This window comes from Prosthecobacter fluviatilis, from assembly GCF_042655725.1.
GTDB lineage: Bacteria > Verrucomicrobiota > Verrucomicrobiia > Verrucomicrobiales > Verrucomicrobiaceae > Prosthecobacter > Prosthecobacter fluviatilis.
Genome location: NZ_JBHSMQ010000007.1, coordinates 237947 through 261572, shown reverse-complemented (window position 1 = coordinate 261572; position 23626 = coordinate 237947). Strand labels below are relative to the sequence as shown.

Annotated in this window: 17 protein-coding genes; 12 read left to right on the top strand and 5 right to left on the bottom strand. The window is 61.4% G+C overall.

From position 1 onward, the window contains the following. The first annotated feature begins 18 nt into the window (after window positions 1-18). The 3 genes from ACFQDI_RS18535 (at window position 19) to ACFQDI_RS18525 (ending at window position 5662) form a co-directional block, all read left to right on the top strand. Window positions 19-1308 (top strand): DUF1501 domain-containing protein, encoded by a 1290-nt coding sequence (locus tag ACFQDI_RS18535; RefSeq protein WP_377169572.1) that lies wholly within the window; start codon window positions 19-21, stop codon window positions 1306-1308. Window positions 1309-1488: 180 nt separating this feature from the next. Continuing rightward, window positions 1489-2799: a Gfo/Idh/MocA family protein gene (locus tag ACFQDI_RS18530; protein WP_377169570.1), complete on the top strand. Its 1311-nt coding sequence runs from the start codon at window positions 1489-1491 to the stop codon at window positions 2797-2799. Between the two features lie 109 nt (window positions 2800-2908). Next, a complete protein-coding gene (locus ACFQDI_RS18525) occupies window positions 2909-5662 on the top strand; it encodes a phosphoenolpyruvate carboxylase (RefSeq protein ID WP_377169568.1) in 2754 nt (917 codons plus the stop codon). A gap of 71 nt (window positions 5663-5733) precedes the next feature. Here ACFQDI_RS18525 and ACFQDI_RS18520 read toward each other — a convergent pair whose 3' ends face one another. Together ACFQDI_RS18520 and ACFQDI_RS18515 are read right to left on the bottom strand one after the other, a co-directional pair. Further along, window positions 5734-6837 carry a hypothetical protein gene (locus ACFQDI_RS18520; RefSeq protein ID WP_377169566.1) on the bottom strand — a complete coding sequence of 368 codons (1104 nt, stop codon included), beginning with the start codon at window positions 6835-6837 and terminating at the stop codon, window positions 5734-5736. Window positions 6838-6891: 54 nt separating this feature from the next. Continuing rightward, the gene (locus ACFQDI_RS18515; RefSeq protein WP_377169564.1) at window positions 6892-7725 is read right to left on the bottom strand and encodes an AraC family transcriptional regulator; all 834 of its coding nucleotides are present in this window, start codon (window positions 7723-7725) and stop codon (window positions 6892-6894) included. A 132-nt stretch (window positions 7726-7857) separates the two neighbouring features. On the opposite strand from ACFQDI_RS18515, the gene ACFQDI_RS18510 reads away from it, so the two are divergent. The 5 genes from ACFQDI_RS18510 to ACFQDI_RS18490 all read left to right on the top strand — a co-directional run bounded on the left by ACFQDI_RS18510 (window position 7858) and on the right by ACFQDI_RS18490 (window position 17067). After that, a complete protein-coding gene (locus ACFQDI_RS18510) occupies window positions 7858-12255 on the top strand; it encodes a PVC-type heme-binding CxxCH protein (RefSeq protein WP_377169562.1) in 4398 nt (1465 codons plus the stop codon). A gap of 106 nt (window positions 12256-12361) precedes the next feature. Beyond that, on the top strand, window positions 12362-13582 hold the full coding sequence (locus ACFQDI_RS18505) for a nucleoside monophosphate kinase (RefSeq protein ID WP_377169560.1): 1221 nt from the start codon (window positions 12362-12364) through the stop codon (window positions 13580-13582). A gap of 55 nt (window positions 13583-13637) precedes the next feature. Continuing rightward, entirely contained in the window at window positions 13638-14240 is a 603-nt protein-coding gene (locus ACFQDI_RS18500; RefSeq protein ID WP_377169558.1) for an Ntn hydrolase family protein, read from the top strand. A 33-nt stretch (window positions 14241-14273) separates the two neighbouring features. Then, window positions 14274-16295, top strand: a complete 2022-nt coding sequence (locus tag ACFQDI_RS18495; RefSeq protein ID WP_377169556.1) for a prolyl oligopeptidase family serine peptidase — start codon at window positions 14274-14276, stop codon at window positions 16293-16295. 10 nt (window positions 16296-16305) lie between these two features. Further along, window positions 16306-17067, top strand: coding sequence for a formylglycine-generating enzyme family protein (locus ACFQDI_RS18490; RefSeq protein WP_377169554.1), 762 nt, complete (start codon window positions 16306-16308; stop codon window positions 17065-17067). Window positions 17068-17091: 24 nt separating this feature from the next. Here the strand turns inward: ACFQDI_RS18490 and ACFQDI_RS18485 are convergent, their stop codons facing one another. Both ACFQDI_RS18485 and ACFQDI_RS18480 read right to left on the bottom strand, forming a co-directional pair. After that, complete coding sequence (locus ACFQDI_RS18485; protein WP_377169552.1) at window positions 17092-17757, bottom strand: GIY-YIG nuclease family protein; 666 nt, start codon at window positions 17755-17757, stop codon at window positions 17092-17094. A gap of 36 nt (window positions 17758-17793) precedes the next feature. Next, window positions 17794-18174 (bottom strand): ApaG domain-containing protein, encoded by a 381-nt coding sequence (locus ACFQDI_RS18480; RefSeq protein WP_377169550.1) that lies wholly within the window; start codon window positions 18172-18174, stop codon window positions 17794-17796. A 90-nt stretch (window positions 18175-18264) separates the two neighbouring features. On the opposite strand from ACFQDI_RS18480, the gene thiD reads away from it, so the two are divergent. Genes thiD through ACFQDI_RS18465 form a run of 3 tightly spaced genes read left to right on the top strand, consistent with a single transcriptional unit; the run spans window position 18265 to window position 20380 of the window. Further along, window positions 18265-19077 (top strand): bifunctional hydroxymethylpyrimidine kinase/phosphomethylpyrimidine kinase, encoded by an 813-nt coding sequence (gene thiD, locus ACFQDI_RS18475; RefSeq protein WP_377169548.1) that lies wholly within the window; start codon window positions 18265-18267, stop codon window positions 19075-19077. Beyond that, window positions 19074-20171, top strand: coding sequence for a S41 family peptidase (locus ACFQDI_RS18470; protein ID WP_377169546.1), 1098 nt, complete (start codon window positions 19074-19076; stop codon window positions 20169-20171). The genes thiD and ACFQDI_RS18470 overlap by 4 nt, the downstream gene beginning before the upstream one ends. Beyond that, the gene (locus ACFQDI_RS18465; protein WP_377169544.1) at window positions 20171-20380 is read left to right on the top strand and encodes a hypothetical protein; all 210 of its coding nucleotides are present in this window, start codon (window positions 20171-20173) and stop codon (window positions 20378-20380) included. Before ACFQDI_RS18470 ends, ACFQDI_RS18465 begins: the two co-directional genes overlap by 1 nt. A gap of 126 nt (window positions 20381-20506) precedes the next feature. On the opposite strand, the gene ACFQDI_RS18460 is transcribed toward ACFQDI_RS18465, so the two are convergent. Next, a complete protein-coding gene (locus ACFQDI_RS18460; RefSeq protein WP_377169542.1) occupies window positions 20507-22021 on the bottom strand; it encodes a Gfo/Idh/MocA family protein in 1515 nt (504 codons plus the stop codon). An 82-nt stretch (window positions 22022-22103) separates the two neighbouring features. Here ACFQDI_RS18460 and ACFQDI_RS18455 point away from each other — a divergent pair, with 82 nt between their 5' ends. After that, a complete protein-coding gene (locus ACFQDI_RS18455; RefSeq protein ID WP_377169540.1) occupies window positions 22104-23585 on the top strand; it encodes a sulfatase family protein in 1482 nt (493 codons plus the stop codon). Window positions 23586-23626: the final 41 nt, after the last annotated feature.

Genomic DNA, 23626 nt, shown 5'->3' with positions numbered 1-23626 from the left:
CTCCGACCTTCTGCCGCCATGAACCTTCACAACCAGCTTGATCCTCTTTCCCGCCGTGCCTTCTGCGAGCGCTGGGCCAGCGCCGCCCTGGGCGTCACCGTCCTCCATGGCCTGGGAGGACGGGCGTTTACCGCCGAGGAAGCCAAGACCGCAGCCCCATCCGGCCCCGGCTTTGGCAAAGCCAAGAAAGTCATCTTTCTCCAGATGGTCGGGGGTATGACGCACATCGACACGCTGGACCCCAAGGACGGCCCGACGCAGGGACCGAAAGCCCCCATCAAAACCAAGGCGGACTTTCAGCTTGGCGGCACGATGGAGAACCTGGCCAAACAGGCGGACAAGATCAGCATCATCCGCAGCATGACCTCCAAGACCGGCGTGCATGCCGCCGGTCAGTATGTCATCCGCACCGGCTATGAACAGCGCGGCACGATCAAGCATCCAAACATCGGCGCTTGGGCGCAGCACTTCCTGGGCTCCAGCCACAAGACACTGCCCTCCAGCGTGTGCGTTAACCGCCAGCCGCAGAACGGCAACGGCTTCTTCCCCTCCAGTTTCTCCCCCCTGCCCATCCTCGACCCGGATGTGGGGCTGCAATACTCCAAGAGCGAGGCCACACCGGAGCAGATGTCCAAACGCCTCTCCATGCTGGACCAGCTGGATGCCGGATTCCGCGAGCGCTTCAAAACCTCCGAGGTGAAGAGCTACACACAGTTTTACGACAAAACTGTCAGCATCATGTCCAGCACGGACCTGGAGGCCTTCCAGCTCGATGACGAACCCGAGGCGCTGAAGGAAAAGTACGGCAAGAACAAATTCGGCCAAGGCTGCCTTCTGGCTCGCCGCCTCGTTGAGAAAGGCATCCGCTACATCGAAGTGGCCAAAGGCGGCTGGGACATGCACAACAACATCGACGACGGCCTCGAAGAACACGGGGCTGAGCTCGACGTGGCGCTCTCCGCGCTGCTGGAAGACCTCAAGGAGCGCGGCCTGCTGGAAAGCACGCTGGTGGTGCTCTGCTCTGAGTTTGGGCGCGGGCCCAAGATCAACGGCAACGCCGGACGCGACCACCACCCCAAGGTCTTCTCCACCCTGCTCGCAGGTGGCGGCATCAAAGGCGGCTTCATCTACGGCTCCAGCGACAAGGAAGGCATGGCCGTGGCCGACAAGCAGGCCAGCCCGCAGGATTTCCTCTCCACCATCGGCTGGAGCCTTGGCCTGCCCATCGACGAAGTCGTCATGTCCCCCAGCAACCGCCCCTTCACTGTGGGCGACAAGGGCAAGGCCATCATGGAGCTGTTTGCATAAAGCTGCCCAGTTGCGCCGCAACTGGGGCCAATATCAAAGCACTCGCGAGCTTTAGCTCGCTCTGGATGACGTACCGCTTTGTCCAAAACGGGCTGAAGCCCGTGAGTGCTTTTTATTCCCCGCAAAGCCTCCCGTATGGCTGGCGTATTCTGAGGCCGCATGCTTTCATCGCCCCCATCCATGACATCCCGCCGCCATTTCATCTCCGCCACTTCCGCTGCGTTTGCCGCCTCCTCGTTTCACATCTTCGGGGCAGATCCGGCCAAAAAGTACCGCACGGCGCTGATCGGCTGCGGCTGGTGGGGGATGAACATCCTCAAGGAGGCCATCGCCTCCGGGCGCGTGAAGGTCTGCGCCCTGTGCGACGTGCATGAGGACGTGGCCTCGAATTCCAGCGATGAAGTCAACGGCCTGAACGGTGACGAGCCCAAGCTCTACAAGGACTACCGCGAGCTGCTGGACAAGGAGAAGCCGGAGATCGTCATCATCTCCACCCCGGACCACTGGCATGCGCTGCAGAGCATCGCTGCGTGCAAGGCCGGGGCGCATGTGTTTGTGGAAAAGCCCACCGGGCACACCATCAATGAAAGCAAGGCCATGGTGAAGGCTGCGCGCGAGGCGGGCGTGGTCGTGCAGGTGGGGCTGCACCGGCGCATCGGCCCGCATCATGTGGAGGCCATGAAGTTTCTCAAATCCGGTGCCGTGGGCAAGGTGGGCATGGTCCGCGCCTTTGCCGACAGCAAGGGCGGCCCCGAGCAGGCCAAACCCAACAGCCAGATCCCCGAAGGCATGGACTGGGAGATGTGGTGCGGCCCGGCACCGCTGCGCCCCTTCAACACCAAGCTGCACCCCGGCGGCTGGCGCAACTTCCTGGACTATGCCAATGGCACCATGGGCGACTGGGGCGTGCACTGGCTGGACCAGATCATGCTCTGGAGCGGTGAAAAGGGGCCCAAGAAAGTCTTCTGCACCGGCGGCCGTCCCGTGGCCGGACCTGCCGTGCTCAATGACAAGGAGCAGACCACCGACGCCCCCGACCATCAGGTGGCCACGTTTGAGTTTGAGCAGTTCACCGCCGTGTGGGAGCACCGCAAATTTGCCGACAACAACAACGAAAAGCACAAGATCGGCTGTTACTTCTACGGCGAGAAAGGCGTGCTGCACATCGGCTGGCGCGACGGCTGGACATTCTACCCCGTGGACCCCAAGAGCCCCGAACAGCACGGCAACCACCAGCTTCAGGAGCCGCACGGCCACAACATTGCCCTGCTTTGGAACGACTTCATCGACGCCATCGAAAAGAAAAAGCAGCCCGTGGCGGACATCGAAAGCGCCCACCGCTCCTCCTGCCTGCCTCTGCTGGGTATGATCAGCTACAAGGCCGGCCGCAGCATCCAGTGGGACGCCGACAAGGAGCTGATCATCGGGGACGCCGAGGCCAGCAAGCTCATGAGCCGCGAGTACCGCAAGCCCTGGGCCTATCCAGTCTAAAAGCCGACATTCAGGCGATTGCCGCTTGATCTTGGCTTTTCCTTCGGCTTTCGGCATGGCTTCATGAATCAGGCATCCTTCCTGCTTAGATGCCCGTTACCCCCCAGCCATGTCCGAATCTCCCCCGCAAAACCTCCGCACCCACGGCTTTCAGCTTCTCGAAGACGATCTGCGCTACCTCATGGAGGCCTTCTCCGCCGTGCTGAAAAAGCTGGGAGAGCCGGAGCTGGCCGCCTGCCTGCCGTGGATCGGCACCGGAGCGCCGCAGAAAACCAACCGCTCCCTCGGCCAGGCCTACTCCATCGCCTTTCAGATGCTCAATGTGGTGGAGGAGCGCGCCGCCTCCCAGATCCGCCGCCTGCGTGAGAAAAAAAGCGGGCCCGAGGCCGAAAAGGGCCTGTGGGCGGACAATCTGAAGCAGCTGCGCAGCCTGGGCCTGAATGAGGCGGACATCCTCGCCGCGCTGAAGGACGTCTGCGTGGAGCCCGTGCTCACCGCGCACCCCACCGAGGCCAAGCGCGAGACCGTGCGCGAACTGCACCGCGAGATCTACAGCCTGATGAACCGGCATGAAAACGCGGCCTACACACCGCGTGAGCAGGCCCGGCTGCAAAGCCAGCTCCAGACCCAGCTCGAAAACCTCTGGCGCACGGGGGAGATCCACGTCACGCGCCCGAGCATCGAGGCTGAGCTGCAAAACGCGCTGCACTACCTGCGCGATGTTTTTCCCGAGGCCCTGACACGTGCCCACGTACACCTGCGCGAAGCCTGGCAGACCGCCGGATACAATGTGGCCCAGATCGACAGCCTGCCGCCGCTGATTCGTTTCGGCTCCTGGATCGGCGGGGACCGCGACGGGCACCCCTTTGTGACTGCGGATGTGACGCGCCATGCGCTGAAGGTCATGCGCAAAAACGCCCTGCGGGTGCAGCGCCGGGCGCTTGAGGCGCTGGCCTTTCACCTGCCTCTCAGCTCGCTTTTCCAGGTCACGCCGCCGCAGCTTGCAGCCCTGATCGAAACCCTCAGCACCCAGCTCAAGACCGAGCCTGGAGTGGATCTGGCCTACATCCTGGAGCGCAACAAAGAGGAGCCGTGGCGTGCCGCCGTTTACCTCATGCGGGCCAAGGTCGTGCTGGCCATAGAGCATCCCGGCTCCCCCGCCGCCTACGTGCAGCCGGAGGAGCTGCGTGCAGACATCGAGATCCTGGCGCAAACGCTTCTGGAGGTCGGCGCAAAGGCTGTGGTCGAGGAGCAGATCGTGCCCCTCCGCCGTAATCTCACGGCCTTCGGCTTTCACTCCGCCGTGCTCGATGTGCGTCAAAACTCCGCCTTTCATGAGAAGGCGCTCGATCAGCTCCTGCGTGCCGCGGGCCTGCTGGACGGCGGCTCCTTCATCAGCTGGCCGCTGGAAAAGAAACGCGAGCTGCTGGAGCGCGAACTCGCCTCCCCGCGCCCCTTCCTCGCTCCTGGCATCTCCGCCGGGCCTGAGGCTGACACCGTGCTGGACTGCTACCGCGTGCTGGCGGATCACCGTGCCCAGTTTGGAAATGCCGGCCTGGGCTCGCTCATCATCTCCATGACTCGCAACGTCGAGGACATGCTGGTGGTCTTCCTCCTGGCCCGCGAAGCCGGGCTCATGACCTGGAGCGCTGAAGGCCTAGTGTGCCCGCTGCCGGTGGTGCCGTTGTTCGAAACCATGGGCGATCTGGAGTCCGGCCCTGGCATCGTCGAGGCCTTCCTCTCCCACCCCATCGCCAAGCGCAGCCTGCTCGCACAGAGCAAGGGCGGCACACCGGTCTTCCAGATGATGGTGGGCTACTCCGACTCCAACAAGGACTGCGGCATCGTGGCCAGCCAGTGCGCCCTGCACCGGGCACAGCGCGAGCTTTCCAGCACGATCCAGCGCCATGGCGTGCGCCCGATCTTTTTCCATGGACGTGGCGGCACCGTGGGACGCGGTGCAGGCCCCACGCATTGGTTCATGGAGGCGCTGCCGCACGGCTCACTGAGCGGCGGCATGCGCATGACTGAGCAGGGCGAGACCATCGCGCAGAAATACGCGCACATCGGCTCTGCCGTGTACAATGCCGAACTCCTCATGGCCTCCGCCACGGCGGCCACCGCACGCCATCGCTGCACCGAATCCAGCGCCCCGCCGGAGCTTGAGCCGCTCTTTGACAAACTCGCTGCCGACAGCCGCGATGCGTATCGCGCCTTCCTGCACGCGCCGGACTTCATGAAGTTCTACCGGCAGGCCACGCCCATCGATGCACTGGAAAACTCTCGCATCGGCTCCCGCCCCGCCCGCCGCACCGGCCAGGCTTCGCTCGACGATCTGCGCGCCATCCCCTGGGTGTTTTCATGGACACAGTCGCGCTTCTACCTGCCCGGCTGGTTTGGTGCCGGCAGCGCCCTGACCAAGCTCAAAACCGACGACCCCAAAAGCTACGCTAAGCTGGCAGCGTCCCTTCCCGGCTCTGCTTTCCTGCGCTACGTCCTCACCAACATCGAGAGCTCGCTCGTCAGCGCCAATACCGACCTCATGCGCGCCTACGCCGCGTTGGTAGAAGACAGCGCTGTGCGTGACCGCTTCCTCGGCACCATCCTCAGCGAATACGAAGCCACGCGCGCCATCATCGACGACCTCTTCCAGGGCACCTTTGAAGCGCGCCGCCCACGCCTGGCCTACACGCTGAACATCCGTGAAGAACCGCTGAAGGTGCTGCACCACCAGCAGATCGCCCTGCTGCGCGAATGGCGTGGGCTTGTCGCCGCTGAGAAGACAGAAGCCGCAGACGCCATGGTCACGGACCTGCTCATCTCGATCAATGCGATTGCGTCGGGCCTGAGGACAACGGGCTAAAGTCGAGTCAAGACTGCATCAACGCCTCCCAAGCCGCGACTTGCCAAGTCCCGCTCCTTGAAACGGGTATCTCACAGATGCTTCCATGAGGAGCCGACGATCCTTTTTCCAAGCAGGGAGGAGTAGGCAAGCGCGAACGGAAGCAGCAGCCAGCCCAGCCACCAGAACTCCACATCGCGGTGGATCAGGCCCAGAAGCAGGGAGCAGATGACCGGTGCCAGCAGACCCGCCCAGTAGGGAGGCTGCACAAAGAAAACCTCCGCCTGGGCCACCACATGATGCCACCAACCGGGCAGCACCGTCCCGCCCACCGGACGCAGAATGAGCAGACTGCTGCCCTCTTCCGCACCCTCTCCGGCCTGGGCCACACGGCACTGGTAGGAGGCATGCGCGCTCAGTGCCGTGGACACCAGCGCCAGCGCGGCCAGCGCAAGGCTGGCGGAGAGCTTCACATTCACCATGGGGATGGTGATCTGCTCGTTTTCGTAGGCATAGCGGCAGGCAGCGTAGAGGCTGTCCACCGAATCCGTGGCCTGGGTCCATGCCTGGGCTTTGAGGCGGATGCGGTTTTCAATGTCCGTGGCGCTGAAAGGCTCGTCATGGTGGTCAGCCACCGCACGCACCGCCATGAGCTCCCATGCGGTTTTGCCAGAGGCCGGGTGCCTGCTTTTCTCTGCATTTGTCAGCTTGATGGCGTAGGGAGTCCTGCGGTGCAGGTCCGAGTTTTCCCCCACCAGGATGGTGATTTCATACAGAGGGACATCACTCCCGGCAGGCGGCGGAGCCAGCTCTTTGAACGAATGATGACTGGCGCGAAACCTGAGCCACCCACCGCTGGGAAGTGCCAGACGATGCACGGGCGGATCATAATCCGCCTTCGTCTTCGACAGAAACACCGCCAGGGAGTCCACCTCCAGAGCCGTGGTGCCCATGGTAAATCCACGCTCCATGTCCGCCGCCAGCTTGTCAGAAACCGACTCGTCGAAATCGCTGTCGTCATGCCGCACATCGCCCGCCGTGGCGGTCAGCAGCCGGTGCGTCACATACAGCTTTTCCAGCTCCACCATGTCATTTGTCTGCAGATGACGGCTGCTGGAAAAGGAGACACAGAGCACCACGATGAGAGCCTGGGTGAGGAGATTGCTGCGGATGCTTTCTGCGAGATCGTGTTGCATATCAAAGCCATCAGACTAGGAGCCAAATGTAAAAATGGCAAGCGTCGGAATGCATCACACGCCGCCCCGGTACTCACCCGGCGCCACGCCGACCCAGCGCCTGAACACGCGGGAAAAGATGGCCGCATTGGCATAGCCCACGTTGGCGGCCACGACTTCGAGCTTGTCGTTCCCAGCCTCAAGCAGTCGGCGCGCATGTTCCATGCGCAGGCAGGTCAGGTGCTGCATCGGGCTGCGTCCCAGCTCCTTCATGCACAGGCGGCGCAGGTGCTCCGGGCTGCAATGGCTACGGTGCGCCAGCTCCGCCAGTGTCCAGTCACGCATCAGGTCGCGCCCCACATCCGCCCAAAGTTTCGCCACACGCGGCTCCCGGCTGCGCCAAGGCTGCGCGATACGGCGGATGGTGCCATGCAGCAGCTCCAGCCAGTGATGCAGCAGGCGCGGCTCGCGCTCCCCTTCCCACTCCGCACGCAGTCCGGAAATGATGCGCACGATTTCATCCGCACGCGCCGTGGGCATGACAGGCGATGCGGCACCCACGACGGGCGTGACAAAGCTGGGCTCATCATACCGCACCCACGCAAAGCACCAGCGCTCGCGCCCTTTGGCCTCAAAGGCATTCAGTACACGAGGCGGCGCCAGGCACACCATGCCGGGACGCACCCGCTGCCAGCGGCCATCGAGCAGGATGGAGCCCTCACCGCTCACGCAGGCCAGCACAAAGCTTCCCGTCGGGCTCATACGCACCCGGCGGTAGGGCGGCAGCGCCTCATCCATGCCAAAGCGTGCGATGCGGTGCGTCGTCATCTCCACACACTCCCGCGACTCCACCACCCAGCGACGCGTGCGTGGACCGTCGAGCGTGGTTTCAGCGAGGTTGGTCGTCATGGGGGGAAATTACAGCGTGCCGCGCAGCCTTGGCAAGTTCCGCTGCTTGACGCGCAGACCAGGTGCATTTCAGGCATGACACCGTGCATGCGGTCCTGCTAGCCTGCGTTTATCCCACCCGTTATTCCAACCATGAAGCAATTCCTCTCCCTGCTCCTTCTCACCACCGCGCTGCATGCGGAGCCAGTCTCCCTCTTTGACGGCAAAACGCTCGACGGCTGGGACTACGACCCGAAAATCTGGCGTGTGGAGGACGGCATGATCACCGGCGGCTCCACCACGGAGAAGATCAAGGAGAACCACTTCATCTGCACCAAGAAGAGCTACCAGAACTTTGAGCTGAAGCTCAAGATCAAGGTCAGTGGCGATCCAACAACCGGCATGCTCAACAGCGGCATCCAGATTCGCAGCCTACGCGTGCCCGGTGGTGCGCACATGACGGGGTATCAGGTGGATTGCGGCGCGGGCTGGTTTGGCAAAATTTACGATGAGTTCCGTCGCAACAAAGTGATCTGGGCACCCACGCCCGACCAGCAGGCAGCGCTGGACAAGGCCGTCGATGTCCTCGGCTGGAATGAGTACCGCATCCGTGCCGAAGGGCCGCGCATCCAGACGTGGATCAACGGTGTGCAGTGCATGGACTACACCGAGACGGACAAGAACATTGCGCTGGACGGCCTCCTCGGCCCGCAGGTGCACAGCGGCGGTGTGTGCCTCGTGCAGGTGAAGGATGTGACGATTGAAGAACTGCCGCCCACGCCCGGTGCGCCGACATGGGAGTCACTTGGCGGAGTGGACGCCGCGCGCAAACTCGTCGCCCCGCCGCCGAAGCCGCAGGCTGATGCTAGCGAGGCACCGAAGCGTGACATCAGCTACAACAACGTCCAAGGCACCGCTTTGACCGCCGAGGAGCAGTTGAAAAAGTTCCGTGTGCCCGAAGGCTATGAGATCGAGCTCGTCGTCAAAGAAAGCGAAGGGCTCGGCAAATTCGTCAGCGTTTACTTTGATCAACGAGGGCGAATGTGGACGCAGACGGCGCTGGAGTACCCGGTGGATGCGAATGAAAACCCCGCAGCCGCAGAGGCGGTGTATGCGGCCCATGGCAAGGACAAGGTGATCGTCTATCCGCGGGAGTCGGTGAATGGGCCGATTCCCGCGGGTGGACTCACCAACCCAACCGTCTTTGCCGACGGTCTCGCCATCCCGACGGGGATGCTGCCCTGGGGCAATGGTGATACGTGCTACGTTCAGCACGGCCATGACCTGAAGCTGTACAAAGACACCAATGGTGATGGAAAAGCGGACAAGTTCGAAGTCATTCTCACCGGCTTCGGCGTGCAGGATTCGCACCTGTTCCCGCATCAGTTCACGCGTGCCCCCGGCGGCTGGATCTGGATGGCGCAGGGCCTCTTCAACAACAGCAAGGTGAGCAAGCCCGGCAGCGATGTGGTCATTGATTACCCCAAGTGCGGGATGGCACGTTTCCGGCCCGATGGCAACGAGTTTGAAATGACCAGCGTCGGCCCCAACAACATCTGGGGACTCGTCATCACCGGCGAAGGTGAAACCTTCATTCAGGAGGCCAATGATTATGGCTACCCCATCATGCCCTTCCATGAGTATGCGTACTATCCCGGCGGCATGGAGGCGCTCAAAAAGAGCTATCAGCCCGACTTCCCTCCGCAGGCCGAGTTCCGCATGGGTGGCACGGGATTGAGCGGCCTTGCTTTGATTGAGAGCGGCTCTCTCCGCGACCCCAAAGCCGCATACACCATGGCCGTCGCCAATCCCATCACCTCCAAGATCCAAACCATCGGCATGCACCGTGACGGCGCGTATTGGAAACTTGAACAACTTCCCGACCTCATCACCTGCGATGATCCTTTCTTCCGTCCTGTGGGCCTTACCAACGGGCCTGATGGCTGCATCTACATCGTGGATTGGTACAACAAGATCATCTCCCACAATGAGGTGCCGCGCACGCATCCGGATCGTGACAAGACGAGGGGGCGTATCTGGCGTGTGAAGCCGAAGGGTGCGAAAACGGAAGTGGCTGACTTTATGAAGCTGAGCAGCGATAAACTCATCGCAATGCTTGGCACGGAGCCCGTCGCAAAAGCGCATCTGGCATGGCAGACACTAGCGGACCGCAGCGGTGAATCCGACGATACCCTAGTCAGCCTCAGCCACACAGCCAGCCAAGCCGTGAAAACGACGGCGATGACAGTCCAGGCTTTGTGGGCTTTTCAAGAGCACGGCACAAGGTCGTTCCAAACAGAAAACTTGAACATGCTGCCCCTCAAACACGCCGCCCCACTGCTTCGGCGGACCGCAGCCGAGTTCCTCGGGGGAAGGCTTTATTCCTTTGATGCCCACGGTGTCAGCACTTCTCGTTCGACCGCCCAGCTGCGCGGCCTGGCGAAAGATGCAGATCCTGCGGTACGAGCTGCAGGCATTCGTTCGCTCGGATCATTGCTGGCCTTCGTTGAGGGGCCAAACCATGGTGAAGAAGAAACGGAGGCCATTGATGCATTGCTGGCCTTCGCGAAACCCAGCCTCCCCGGTCCAACCATTCAATCCTCCCGTGGGCCGAAACAAATCCCTGTGCGTGAGGCTTATGACCGCGAGTTCGAACGCTTCCTAGTGCGCATGTTCCTTGAACGTCACCCTGTCGTCGTCGCAAAGTTCCTCGACTCCGAGGCTGCGGTGAAGCTTCCAGTGGAAGCCCGCGTGCTGGCATCGCTGGCCTTGGAGCCGAAGGCCAGCGCCTCACGTGTCGCCAAGCTGCTGCCTCAACTGGACCGCGCACCGAATGATGAGGAGCTTCTGCGTCTGGCTCAGTTTCCCGAAGAGCCCGGTGTGGGCGATGCTCTGAAGACGCTGCTGACGAATGAAAAATCCCGAGTGGCTGTCGCAGAGAAGCTGCTGGCGCAGCGCACCAAGCTGGACGCCGCCAAGATCGCGCCACTGCTGACAGAAGCTGCGAAGGAGATGCTCCACAGGGATGCGGGTACTCCTGCCCGCAATGAGGGCGCCGATGCAGGCATGAGTGCCCGCATCACTTTAGCCCTGCAGCTTATCGGCGGTTTTCAGCTCACTGCACTCGAGGGGGATCTCGTCGCGATGGTGGAGCAGCGGCGATCTGTCGCTCTTCTTAACACACTGCGCGATCTTCATAGCAGCGCTTCCAGCCTGCTTGCCTTGATTGCTCAATCCGATGGCAATCTGCTCATTCGCGATGCCGCGCTGCAAGCTCTGGCAGCTTCACGTGCACCTGATGCCGCCGGAAAGTTCCTCGCTCTCTACCCCAGCCTCCAGCCTGCTCAGAGACACGACGCGCTCAGCAGCATCGCCAGCACCAAGGCAGGAGCGCAGACCATTGTGGCTGCGTTGCTCGACAAATCTCTGCCGCAGTCCGATCTCGACGGCCTCACCATCGAAAAGCTCGCCACCGTGCTCGGTGGTGATCCTGCATTGGAGAAACTTCAGCAGCAGCTTGGCGGCATCTTCCATGAGGTGCTGCTTTTGGATGGCGAAGACACCGCCTGGGTGGACTCCAAGATCACGCTCAACGGCCCCTTCACGGTCGAGGCCTGGGTGCGCCTCTCGGAAGGCATCAACAATGCGGACAGCCTGCTCGGCACGCCGGGTGGTGTCGACATGAACTTCTTTGCCTCCAAATTCCGCGTGTATGCCGGCTCCGAATTAAAGGACGTCTGTGTGGCCTCCAAACCTATGACACCGGATCTCTGGACTCACATCGCCGTCACACGCGACGACAAGAACATCATCCGCATCTACCAAAATGGCGAGCTGGATGCCACCGGCACCAAGCCCGCGCCCGCGAAGTGGGAAAACTGCAAAATCGGCTGGAGTGGTCCCAACAAAGGGACTGAAGGAGCGATCACGGAATTCCGTGTGTGGAACCGCGCCCGCACTGCAGTGGAGATTCGCGCCCATTTTGACCGAAGCCTTGCTTCACACCCCGCCATCATCACGGCGGCCTCCAAATTTGGCAAAGGCGCTCGCATCGCCAAAACCATCGATACTCCACCGCTGCTCACGGAGGAACAGGCCAAGGCGCTGGACACCAAGTTCGCCCAATTCACCGCTCTGGCTCCCAAAGGCAACGCAGCCAATGGCAAGGCCCTCAGCGCCCTCTGCATGGCCTGTCACCAGATCGGCAATGCAGGGGGGCAGATCGGGCCAAACCTCAGCGGCGTGGGTGCCATGGGTCTGGAGGCCATCCTGCGCAACATCCTCACGCCAAACGCCGCCATGGAGCCCGGCTATCGCATCTACCGGGTGGAAATGAAAAACGGAGATCTCATCGACGCCTTCTTTGTCAGCGAGGACAAGCAGGCCACCATCATCCGCCAGCCCGGCCTGCCCGATCGCCGCCTGGACAAAAAAGACATCCGCAGCACCAAATTCATCCGCCGCTCGCTGATGCCAGAGGGGCTGCTGGATGCGCTGCAGGAGCAGCAAGTGGCTGATTTGCTCGCGTATTTGATGACGCTGAAGGGCTAGCAGCAAGTGCCGACACCTGACGTGTCGCACTGCCCCATGAGGCGTAAACCACGTCAAACCTCAACCCGGGACTTGGCAAGTCACGCTCCTTGGGATAAGCGCTGCCATGCCTACCGCCTCCACCGAAAGCCCAGCCAAGCCCGCCGCCCCGGCAGACCTGGAAATCAAAGATGCCCAGCTTATCTTCAATCATGTCTGGAAACAGCTCGAAGAGGAGTATGGCCGCGACAAGCTGCGCTTCCCGAAGGAGCTGATCCTGCTCGGGGGCGCACCGGGCGCTGGCAAGGGCACCAACACCGACTTCATCCGCGAGGTGCGCGGCATCACCGCGCAGCCCATTGTGGTCAGCGCATTGCTGGACAGCCCGGAGGCGCAAAAGCTCAAAGCCCAGGGTGGCATGGTGGGCGACCGCGAGGTGGTGGGCATCCTCATCCGCAAGCTCCTGGAGCCCGAGCAGCAAAACGGGGCCATTCTCGACGGCTTCCCACGCACCAAGGTGCAGGTGGAATGTCTCAAGATGCTCTTTGATGAAATGATCCGCCTGCGTCGCGACTTTTCGGAAACACCCGATGCCGCGCATTTCAAGCAACCCATCTTCCACATCATGGTGCTGTTTGTCGATGAGGCGGAAAGCATCGCCCGTCAGCTCAAGCGCGGCCAGGAGGTGCTGGCGCACAATGCCGAGGTCCGCAGCTCGGGGCTGGGTGAACTGTGGGAGGAACGCGCCACGGATTTTGATCCTGCGCTGGCGCGCAATCGCTACAAGGTCTTCAAAGAGAAGACCTATGATGCGCTGGTCTCACTGAAGGAGATCTTCCATTACCATTTCATCAATGCGCAGGCGCCTCTGGAGCTGGTGCAGGACAACATCATCCGCGAGCTGGAGTACCAAAGCTCGCTGGAGCTGGACCCGCGCACCTTTGACCAGCTCCGCGACCTGCCGCTGGCCAGCGAGATCGTGCGGCATGCACGCCAGGATCTCGTACGCCGTCTTGATGGCTACAAGGTGCAGAAGCCGGAGCTGATGCAGGCGGTTGTCACCTTCATTCAGGACAAGATGATGCCGATCATCGTGCGGCATGCCATCTCCGGCCGCGCGGACATCAACACCGAGGACAAGCTTTTCCACGATCCCGAAGCGCTGGCGATGCTCATCGACATCTTCTCCGAGCGCGGCTACCACGCCACGGCAGACCTGCACCGCATCGAGATCCCCGAACGCTTTGATCTGCAAACAGGGCAGATTCAGTGCCGCAAGAAAAAGGTCTTCCGTTTCCGCATCATCTTCAAAGGCTCCGAGATCCGTCGCGGCCAGTACCAGTCTTGATGCGTGCTGTTTGAGGGTTGCGGGAGCCCCCGGTACTCTCTAAACATGCGCCCTCATGTCCACCATCGTAGTTACTCAGAAAAACGGCGTCGCCTGCATCGGTGCCGACACGCTCAGCTGTCTCGGCTCCCTGCGGCAGAAGGCTCAGCATGTCGTCAACAAGACCAAGATCACCAAGATCGACGACACCTTCATCGGGCTCACCGGCACCTCGGCCAGCCTGGTGGTGATGAACAGCTACTTTGCCAACCCGGAGCGCCCGCGCAATTTTTCCTCCTGCGAGGCCATCTTTGAAACCTTCCGTCATTCGCACGCCTGGCTCAAAGCCGAGTATTTCATGGCCGCCATGCCGGACAAGGGGGAGGAGTACGAGACGACGCAGTTTTACGGCCTCATGGCCAATCCCTACGGCATCTTTGCCATCTACTCCTACCGCTCCGCGCAGCAGTTTCACAAGTTCTGGGCCGCAGGCTCCGGCCGTGACTACGCGCTGGGAGCCATGCAGACCGCCTACGACAAGGGCAAGACTGCCGAGGAGATCGCCCGCGCCGGGCTGAAAGCCGCCGCTGAGTTTGACAGTGCCACCAGCGCACCGTTTGAGATTCACAACGTGCCCCTGATCTCCGCCGAGAAACCCAAACGTTCACGCAAGAAGTAGCCCCTTTTGCCTTTCTTCTCTCTTCTCCCAACCATGAAGCGACTCCTCCTCCCCTTCCTCGCACTTAGCGCCGCCCTGGCCGACGGCCCCAAGGACAACTCCGCCGAAAATGTGCGTCCGGTGCCGCCTCCCGGCGTGGCCGTACCCGATGCAGACCGCGCTCGGCTCACGGAAGGTTTGAAGAAACTTCGCGCCGCCATCGACGACGCCGCCAAGGCGCAGGCGAAAAACCCACAGCTCGCCGATCTGCTGCCGGACATCGAGATCTACCACAAGGCAGTGGACTGGGCACTGCGCTACAATGAGGTACACAAGCTCGGCGAACTGAAGAGCGCCGATGAAATCCTCGCTGAAGGTCTGCAGCGTGCCGAGCAGTTCAAAGGCGGACAGGCCCCGTGGACCAAGCAGAAGGGACTCGTGGTTCGCGCTTACCGCTCCAAGATCGACGGCTCGGTGCAGCCGTATGGCATGATCATCCCGGAGAGCTACGTGGGAGCTCCGGTCCGCATGGACATCTGGTGCCATGGACGTGGCGAGACGCTGAGCGAACTCTCCTTCGTGGATCAGCGCCGCAAACAGGTGGGCCAGATCGCGCCCAAGGGCGCGCTGGTGCTGCACCCCTACGGCCGCTATTGCTGCGCCAACAAGTTTGCCGGTGAGATCGACCTGCTCGAAGCCATCGACCACGCGTCCAAATTTTACGCGATTGATGAAGACCGCATCATCGTGCGCGGCTTCAGCATGGGCGGCGCGGCAGCATGGCAGTTTGCCGTGAACTACGCGGACAAATGGTGCGGTGCCAATCCCGGCGCCGGATTCTCCGAGACACCGGAATTCCTCGGTGGCTTTCAGAACGAAGACGTGAGCGGCGCACCCTGGTACCAGAAAAAGCTCTGGCACTGGTACAATGCCACGGACAACGCCCTGAACCTGGAAAACTGCCCCACTGTGGCCTACAGCGGCGAGATCGACAAACAGAAGCAGGCCGCCGACATGATGGAGAAAGCGCTGCGCGGAGAGAACGTGGACCTGCTGCACATCATCGGCCCGCAGACCGCGCACAAGATTCATCCCGACTCGCTCATCGAAATCGAGAAGCGCCTCGCGAGCATCGCCGCCGTGGGCCGCAATCGTACGCCAAAGGAGGTGCATCTCTCCACCTGGTTCCTGCGCTACAACCGCATGTTCTGGGTCACGGTGGACGCCTTGGAGCAGCACTGGGAGCGCGGCCGCATCCATGCACGCATCACCGGTCCGTCGGAGATCACCATCAAGCTGCAGAACATCAGCGCCTTCACGCTGGACATGGCCTCCGGCACCTGCCCCATGCCTCTGCTGTTCAAGCCCGTGGTCAGCATCGACGGCCAGCTCCTGGAAGTCACCCGCCCAAAGGTGGACCGCTCCTGGCTGGTGCATTTCCAGCTGAAGAACGGCAAGTGGGCGCAGACGCTGGACAATGACGGCGACGGCAAGCTCATCAAAAAGCACGGGCTTGAAGGCCCTATCGACGACGCCTTCATGGACAAGTTCCTGTTTGTGAAGCCCACCAAGCCCGGCATTGGAGAGAAAGTGGACACCTGGGCCAAGGCCGAACTGGAGCGCGCGCAGTTTGAATGGCGCCGCCAGTTCCGTGGCGATGCCCCGACCAAAGACGACACCGCTATCAACGATGCCGACATCGCCGCCAACAACCTCGTTCTGTGGGGCGATCCGCAGAGCAACGCCGTTCTTGCCAAGATCGCCGACAAGCTGCCCATCCAGTGGTCCAAGGACAAGCTGGTGGCCAATGGCAAGACCTACGATGCCGCGACCAGCGCGCCCGTGCTGATCTACCCGAACCCGCTGAATCCCACGAAGTATGTCGTGCTCAACAGCAGCTTCACCTACCGCGAGTACGACTACCTCAACAACGCACGCCAGGTGGCCAAGCTGCCGGACTGGGCGGTGATCGACATCACCAAGCCCAGGACCAGCCAGGCCCCAGGCGGCATCAGCGACGCTGGATTCTTCGGCGAGAGCTGGGAATGGAAGCCCGCCCCCACCGCCAAGAAGTAAGCCGCCGGTTATGCAGCGCGCTCTCACTGTCCTTGTCCTCCTGCTGCTGACGCACTGCGCCAGCGGCCAGGGGGCCAAGGTTGAAACCGCATTCACGAACAGCCTGGAGATGCCGTTCGTCCGCGTCGCGAGCCTCGGTGTGCTCGTCTGCCGCTATGAGACGCGGGTGCGCGACTACCAGCCCTTTGCCACCGCGACAAACGTCGAGTGGAAAAAGCCCGACTTTCCACAGACGCCGGATCATCCCGCTCTCAATGTCAGCTACACCGAGGCTCTGGCCTTCTGCGAATGGCTCGGCAAGAAGGAAGGCCGCAAGTACCGCCTGCTGACCGATCAGGAATGGAGCCTGCTCGCCGGTCTAAAAGAAGACCCGAAGATCGCCCCCAATCAGCAGCCACCCAGCCCCAGCGTGCACCACTGGGGCACTGGGCCGCTCACCAAGGATTCCGGCAACTTCTGCGACGAGGCCTTCGGCAAAAAGTACCGTAACAGCTACGACGCCAAATGGCTGGAGGTGGACGACGGCCACGCCGACACTGCTCCCGTGGGCAGCTACCCCGCCGATGCAAACGGCCTCCACGACTTCGCCGGCAATGTGTGGGAATGGGTGGACGGCTGGTATGACCCACCAGGGAATACCCTCCGCATCGTCCGCGGCGGCTCCTTCCGTGCCGGCAGCGAAAAACGCCTCCTCGCCTCCTTCCGCGGCCCCGACCCGCACAACGTGCATCTGGACAGCGTGGGGTTTCGGATTGTATGTGAGAAGGAGTGAGACTCAGAAACAAGCCACGTCCAGTCAATCAAGCGTCTCGTCTGAAATCTGCTCCTGATTCTCTTTGTATGTCCGGCCGTGGGAATCGATCCACACTATAGGCCCTGGAGATTGCCTACCTAGCACCACTGAGGAAGCGGCGCTGGGAGACGAAAAAACCGCATCCTCAGCAAAACTTAATCGATCATTTTTCACAACAAGGATTCCAGCGTCGGACAACTTGGTTCGAAGTCTGATCCAACCTTCACTGATGGAGTCAGAAACGGTTTTACTGGCTTCCGATATGCGCGGAAGGCTCGGTTTGTTTGTGTTTTCGAGCTTTGATGTATTCGCGGCTTTGGCTAGCGAGATAAGTTTGGACTCCAAAAATTTAATATGCGCCTTGGTCAGGAGTTCATCCTTGCTGATAAAGCAAATCACGGATTCAAAATCTCGGTTTGCTATATGGCTTTTGAGTCGTGCTCGCAAAACTTCTGCTTCGCCGATATAAATCGAATCATCAAAGTCAGAAGATTCAGATGCACTCTTTAAAAAATAGACGCCAGGGCCATCAAACTCTGCCCGTTCAACAATTTTCTTCAGCTTACTCAGGGGTGAAAAGATTGCCTTCCCGGACCAGTTGCCAATTTCAACTGTCATCGCCCCGGTCGGGATACCATCAAGCATGTAAATTGTTAGCTTCTTACCCATGGCAAACACGCATCGACAGCATAACAACTTCCAACCTCACACCATCAGCGGCGGATGCATCTCAATCGGCGGGATCTTCGTGCACACCCGTCGTCCATCCGGCGTCGTGCCAAAGAACGACCCGGTGGCCGTGCTCTCCGTCTTGATCACGTGGTAGGAGTTGTAGCTGAAAGTCTCCCCCGGCGAGAGATTGGGGAACTGGCCGACGACGCCGTCGCCTTCGACGACCATCGTGTCTCCATCGGAGTCTCTCACGATCCATTTGCGGCCGAAGATGCGCACGATGTCCGGTGAGGCATTGTGGATCGAGAGGTGATACACAAACGGATGGGGCCGGTCCGGCGGAGCAGGTCGCGTCGGATCATAGGCGATGCTGTCCACCGTGACCGTGAGTCCTGGCAGAGGTTCGAAATTCATGGGCGGCAGTTTAATTCATAGACAGGATGCCACAAGCCGGGGTTTGCAAAAAGCAGCCGGACTCCTACCATCCCTGCCACCACCACTCTCATGCCTTCCCCACCTGTCGTACTCACCATCGCCGGCTCAGATTCTTCCTGCGGGGCGGGTGTTCAGGCGGACCTGAAGGCCATCTCCGCCCTCGGCGGCTACGGCCTGAATGCGCTGACCAGCGTGGTCTCAGAGACCCCCGGCATTGTGTCCCAGGTGCGGCTGCTGGATGCCGATTTCATTTCGGATCAAATGCGTGTGCTGTTTGGCGGGTTCCCGATTGCCGCTGCCAAAACCGGCATGCTCGGCGGGCAGGCCCAGGTGCATGCTGTGGCCGAGACCTGGCATCAGCTCGGTCACGGACGTCTGCCGCTGGTCGTTGATCCGGTCATGATCGCCACCAGCGGCGGCAAACTGCTCGAAGACGCCGCCGTGCGCACTTTGATCGACGAACTGCTCCCTCTCGCCACACTCATCACCCCCAATCTGGACGAGGCCCGCGTGCTGTGGGACCGCCCAGTTAATGACCCAGCCAGCATGGAAGCCTGCGCCCGTGAGCTGGGCGGGCGCTTTGATGCCGCCGTGCTCGTCAAAGGCGGACACCTGCAGGGAGACGCCGCCGACGTGCTCTATCTGGACGGCGAATTTTTCTGGCACAGCGCCCCGCGCACACCGGGGGTGCGCACGCACGGCACGGGCTGCACCTTCAGCGCCTCCATCGCCACCGGGCTGGCGCAGGGCCTGGGGCTGAACGAGGCCGTGGCTCAGGCCAAGGCGTTCGTCAGCCGGGCGATCTCCCAGCATTTCCTGTGGCAAAGTGCTGGCGCAGGCCCCGTACATGCTCTCAATCATCTCCAGCAGACCGCCGCATGAGACGACTCGCCCTCATTTTCAGCCTCACCACCTCCGCCTTTGCCGCCAGCAGCACAGAGCCGAAGGACATCACCCAGGCGGGCATCCAGACGGCGTTTCGCATTCTGCAGAAGGAATACATCCGCAGCAGTGATCTCACCTTTGACGTGCTGAACCGCGCCGCACTCTCCGGCCTGCTGCAGCGCCTGGACTTTGGCGCAGAGCTGGTGGCCCGCACCACCACGGCCAAATCCGGCGCTCTCACCGGTGTGCAGGCCGAGCTGCTCAGCCCGCAGACCGGCTACCTGCGCCCCCGCGAATTCACCGCACGGGAGACTGAGGAACTGGAAAAAAACCTCGCCGGATTCGTCGAAAAGAAGGTGGAGCATCTCATCCTAGACCTGCGCAGTCCGGCACCGCCGGGAAACTTCAACGATGCCGCAGACATGCTGAGCCTCTTCATTCCCAAAGGGGAAGTGCTTTTCAAAATGAAGCAGATGGGCCAGACCGCCTCCGAGGTGGAGACCAACACCCGCGAGCCTGTTTGGTCCCGGCAGCTTCTCGTCCTCGTGGATGACGAGACCAACAACCTCGGCGAAACCATGGCCGCCGTGCTGCGTCAGCGGAAGCAGGCGCTCCTGATCGGTGCGCCCACACGTGGCGGCGCGGTGCGCTATGAGACAGTTCCTGTGGATGCCGAATGGTCACTGCGCTTTGCCCGTGCCGAGGTGCTGCTGGCAGACGACAGCTCGGTCTTCAAAAAAGGCCTGCAGCCAGATTTCCCCGTCTCCATGCCGGTCTCCCTCAAGCGCCAGGTCTACCACGCCACGGATGCCAAGGACGTCAAAACCTCCATCACAGACAGGCCGCGCCCGCGTTTCAACGAGGCCGCACTCGTTGCCAATACCAACCCCGAGCTTGATTCCTATCTCAAGCGCTCTGCAGGTGAGGCCCTGCCCGAGGACACACCACACCCCTCCGACACCGTGCTGCAGCGTGCAGTGGACCTCATCACCACGCGCACCCTGTTTCAATCGGCCAAGATCGACTGGAACCCAAAAACACCCGCCAGACAGGAACCACCGGCACGCCGTGCCATACCCGTGACGAAGTGATGGAGATTATCACCCGAGTTGAAACCACCGCCACGATCCTTCGTGTGCTCAGTCCGCGCACCTGCCATGCCGTGCTGCCGAATGGCAAAGAGATCTTTGGCACCACCCAGAAGCACCAGCCCGATTTCCCGCTGCAGGAGGGTGCGACCGTGCGCGTGAGCATGCACGTGTGCGACTTCTCATACGGCGAGATGCTGGGAGCAGCCTGAGCACGACGCTCCCTCACCACACCGCCACCCAAGCACCCGCCTGACGTGCAGAATGCTTCCGCACGCAAGCCACAGGTGATCAGGAGCTGCTGCCGCTGAGCGCCAGCCCAGAGTGCGTGGGGTGCCTCACACCTCGTCCGGTACGACGAACGGCGCGCGATACTTGTCCTTGAGCATCGCGTTGGCGGCATCGTGATCGATGAAGCGCTCCGTCTTGCCGTCCATCTTCAGCACGGGACCGAGCGTGAGCATGTCCTTCGCGAGATCCACTTCGTTTTTGCCCAGGTGTTCCTTCATCCGCGCAAAGCTTTCCTCCGCAAACTTGTCGCCTTTGATCTTCTCCAGAATGGCCGCAGGGTTTTCCTTCTGGCCGAGGCGATGGCTGATGTTGGCCGTATGGCACAGGGCGCTGGAGAGATGTCCTTCGAGAATGTCAGCATTGAGATCTTCCACACGTCGGCTGCGGCAGGCGTTGATGAAGTTTTTGAAGTGGTCTTCGCTGCCTTCAAATTTGGTCATCTCCTTCCCTTCCTTGTCAAAGATGACAGCGCCGGAGTAGTTTGGCACGACGACGCTGCCGCCCTCGCATTCGACGATGACACCCACACCGGCACCGGCTACCCCCTCCTTGCCGTCCTTGCCCGGCAGAGGCTGGAACTTCACGCCCTTGCTGGTCTGCATCAGCTTGTCCATGTTCTTGCCGTCCTTCGCATCCGGCAGGCCGCGCACCTCAAAGATAAGCGGTGCCTTTTCATAGCCGTGGTAGATGATCTGCGTGTTGGCGGTCTCGCCGTCGTCCTCATAGCCCAGGCGTCCGCCCACGCTCCACACACTGGGGGAGAGCTCCATCTCTCCCAGGAACCAGCGCGCAATGTCCATCTGGTGGATGCCCTGGTTGCCGAGGTCGCCGTTGCCGTAGGCCCAGGTCCAGTGCCAGTCATAGTGCAGCTTTTTGCGTGTCAGGGGGCCTTTCGGGGCAGGCCCGCACCAGAGATCGTAGTCGATGGTTTCAGGCACTGGCTGCTCGCCTTCAGCCTTGCCGATGCTGTTGCGACGTTTGTAGCACAGACCGCGTGAGAGCAGGATCTTCCCAAGATTCCCCGCCTGCACATACTTCACCGCTTCACCGATGCCCTTGCGGCTGGAGCGCGACTGCGTGCCTGTCTGGACAATCTTGCCGTACTTGCGCGCGGCCTTGACCATCTGCCGCCCCTCCCACACGCAGTGGGACACGGGCTTCTCCACATACACGTCCTTGCCCGCCTGCACGGCCCAGATGGTGGCCAGCGCGTGCCAGTGGTTGGGCGTGGCGATGCTCACGGCGTCGATGTCCTTGTTCTCCAGCAGCTTCCGTAGATCGCTGTAGCCCTGCACCTTGATCTTTTCCTTGTCATAGGACTGCAGTCCTTTGTCGAGCACCTTGCTGTCCACATCACACAGCGCGGCGACGCGCACGCCCTCGCCGTCCTTGTTGAGCTTGTTGTACCCGCTGATGTGAGAGCCCCCACGTCCTCCAAAGCCGATGACGGCCACGTTGACAGTGTCTCCGGGACTCTTCTGCGCCCAGGAGGTTTTGGCGATGTAGAACACGCCGGTGGAGGCGGCGGCAGACTGTTTGAGGAAGGAGCGGCGGTTGGTCATGGCGTGAAGAAAAACGCCACACAAGCCGGGGCCTTTCCTTTTTGACAAAGGCAGCCCCATCCCTTCGTTGACGCATAAGACCATGACCCGCCTTCTCTCCCTGCTGCTTTCCGCTCTCGCTCTTCTGCATGCCACGTCATCCTTCGCGGCAAAGCCGAACGTCCTTTTCATCCTCTGCGATGACCTCCGCCCCAATGCGCTCGGCTGCTATGGCTCCCCTCATGTAAAGACGCCAAACATCGACCGCCTCGCCAATGAAGGCGTGCGCTTTGCCAACACCTTCTGCACCACCTCGCTGTGCTCTCCGAGCCGCGGCTCCATCCTCAGCGGCCTGTATGCCCATGCGCATGGCGTGACGGACAACTTCACCGAATACCCCGCCACACTCCGCAGCTTTCCCTCCGTGCTGCATGACGCCGGCTACGCCACCGCCTACTTTGGCAAATACCACATGGGCGAAAACAACGACGACCCGCGCGCCGGCTATGACACGTTTGTGACCCACAAGGGCCAGGGCAAATACTTCGACACCGAGTGGAACCTCAACGGCAAAAAGCGCGAGGTCATCAAAGGCTACTACACCACCGTCGTCACCGACCTCGCGCTGGACTGGCTCAAGCAGCAGCAGGACGGCAAGCCTTGGTGCGCCTGCATCGGCCACAAAGCCCCGCACAGCTTTTACACCCCCGAGGCAAAGTACGAGCATGCTTTTGACGACGTGCGCGTTCCCTACCCCGCCACCGCCTTCATGCTGGATGACAAGCCAGCCTGGATCAAGCAGCGCCTCTACACCTGGCACGGCATCTACGGCCCGTTGTTTGAGTGGCGGAAAAAATTCCCCGACGACAGCCCCGCCGCCGTGAAGGACTTTGAAAACATGGTGCACGGCTACTGGGGCACCATCCTCAGCGTGGACGACAGCATCGCCCGCGTGCGCGCCTGGCTGGAGCAGACCGGGCAGCTCGAAAACACCATCATCGTCTTCATGGGAGATAACGGCCTGCTGGAGGGCGAGGACGGCATGGTGGACAAACGCACCGCTCATGAGGCCAGCCTGCGCATTCCGCTCATCGTGCGCGCGCCCCAGCTGAGCAAAGTGCAGAAGGTCATCCAGCAGCAGGTGCTTACCGTCGATGTGGCCCCCAGCCTGCTCGCGCTGTGCGGGGCTCCCGCGCTGCCAAACATTCACGGCAAATCCTTCGTGAAGCTGGTGCAGGGCGGCGATCCCGACTGGCGCACAAGCTGGTTCTACCACTACAACTACGAAAAGCAGTTCCCCTACACGCCCAACGTCCGCGCCGTGCGCACTGACGACTGGAAGTACATCCACTACCCGCATGGCGACGGCTCACCAGACAAGCACATGGCCGAGCTCTACGATCTGAAAAACGACCCCGGCGAAACCAAAAACCTCATCGGCAAACCCGAACTCGCCGACAAGGTGAAGGAGCTTCAGGCCGAGCTCGCCAAACTCATGCTCGCCACCGGCCTCGACGCACAGACCGACAAGATGCCGCTGGATGAAGGCGTGAAGAGCGAGCTGCCGGATGCGAAGATCCGGTGAGAGCCCAGACCTGAGCCTGGCCCTCAGTAAAGAAGAAGCCC

What these genes read in the sequence shown, in the direction of transcription:
- ACFQDI_RS18535 (WP_377169572.1), top strand. Translation starts at nt 19, where the DNA reads ATGAACCTTCACAACCAGCTTGATCCTCTTTCCCGCCGTGCCTTCTGC.
- ACFQDI_RS18530 (WP_377169570.1), top strand. Translation starts at nt 1,489, where the DNA reads ATGACATCCCGCCGCCATTTCATCTCCGCCACTTCCGCTGCGTTTGCC.
- ACFQDI_RS18525 (WP_377169568.1), top strand. Translation starts at nt 2,909, where the DNA reads ATGTCCGAATCTCCCCCGCAAAACCTCCGCACCCACGGCTTTCAGCTT.
- ACFQDI_RS18520 (WP_377169566.1), bottom strand. Translation starts at nt 6,837, where the DNA reads ATGCAACACGATCTCGCAGAAAGCATCCGCAGCAATCTCCTCACCCAG.
- ACFQDI_RS18515 (WP_377169564.1), bottom strand. Translation starts at nt 7,725, where the DNA reads ATGACGACCAACCTCGCTGAAACCACGCTCGACGGTCCACGCACGCGT.
- ACFQDI_RS18510 (WP_377169562.1), top strand. Translation starts at nt 7,858, where the DNA reads ATGAAGCAATTCCTCTCCCTGCTCCTTCTCACCACCGCGCTGCATGCG.
- ACFQDI_RS18505 (WP_377169560.1), top strand. Translation starts at nt 12,362, where the DNA reads ATGCCTACCGCCTCCACCGAAAGCCCAGCCAAGCCCGCCGCCCCGGCA.
- ACFQDI_RS18500 (WP_377169558.1), top strand. Translation starts at nt 13,638, where the DNA reads ATGTCCACCATCGTAGTTACTCAGAAAAACGGCGTCGCCTGCATCGGT.
- ACFQDI_RS18495 (WP_377169556.1), top strand. Translation starts at nt 14,274, where the DNA reads ATGAAGCGACTCCTCCTCCCCTTCCTCGCACTTAGCGCCGCCCTGGCC.
- ACFQDI_RS18490 (WP_377169554.1), top strand. Translation starts at nt 16,306, where the DNA reads ATGCAGCGCGCTCTCACTGTCCTTGTCCTCCTGCTGCTGACGCACTGC.
- ACFQDI_RS18485 (WP_377169552.1), bottom strand. Translation starts at nt 17,757, where the DNA reads ATGGGTAAGAAGCTAACAATTTACATGCTTGATGGTATCCCGACCGGG.
- ACFQDI_RS18480 (WP_377169550.1), bottom strand. Translation starts at nt 18,174, where the DNA reads ATGAATTTCGAACCTCTGCCAGGACTCACGGTCACGGTGGACAGCATC.
- thiD (WP_377169548.1), top strand. Translation starts at nt 18,265, where the DNA reads ATGCCTTCCCCACCTGTCGTACTCACCATCGCCGGCTCAGATTCTTCC.
- ACFQDI_RS18470 (WP_377169546.1), top strand. Translation starts at nt 19,074, where the DNA reads ATGAGACGACTCGCCCTCATTTTCAGCCTCACCACCTCCGCCTTTGCC.
- ACFQDI_RS18465 (WP_377169544.1), top strand. Translation starts at nt 20,171, where the DNA reads ATGGAGATTATCACCCGAGTTGAAACCACCGCCACGATCCTTCGTGTG.
- ACFQDI_RS18460 (WP_377169542.1), bottom strand. Translation starts at nt 22,021, where the DNA reads ATGACCAACCGCCGCTCCTTCCTCAAACAGTCTGCCGCCGCCTCCACC.
- ACFQDI_RS18455 (WP_377169540.1), top strand. Translation starts at nt 22,104, where the DNA reads ATGACCCGCCTTCTCTCCCTGCTGCTTTCCGCTCTCGCTCTTCTGCAT.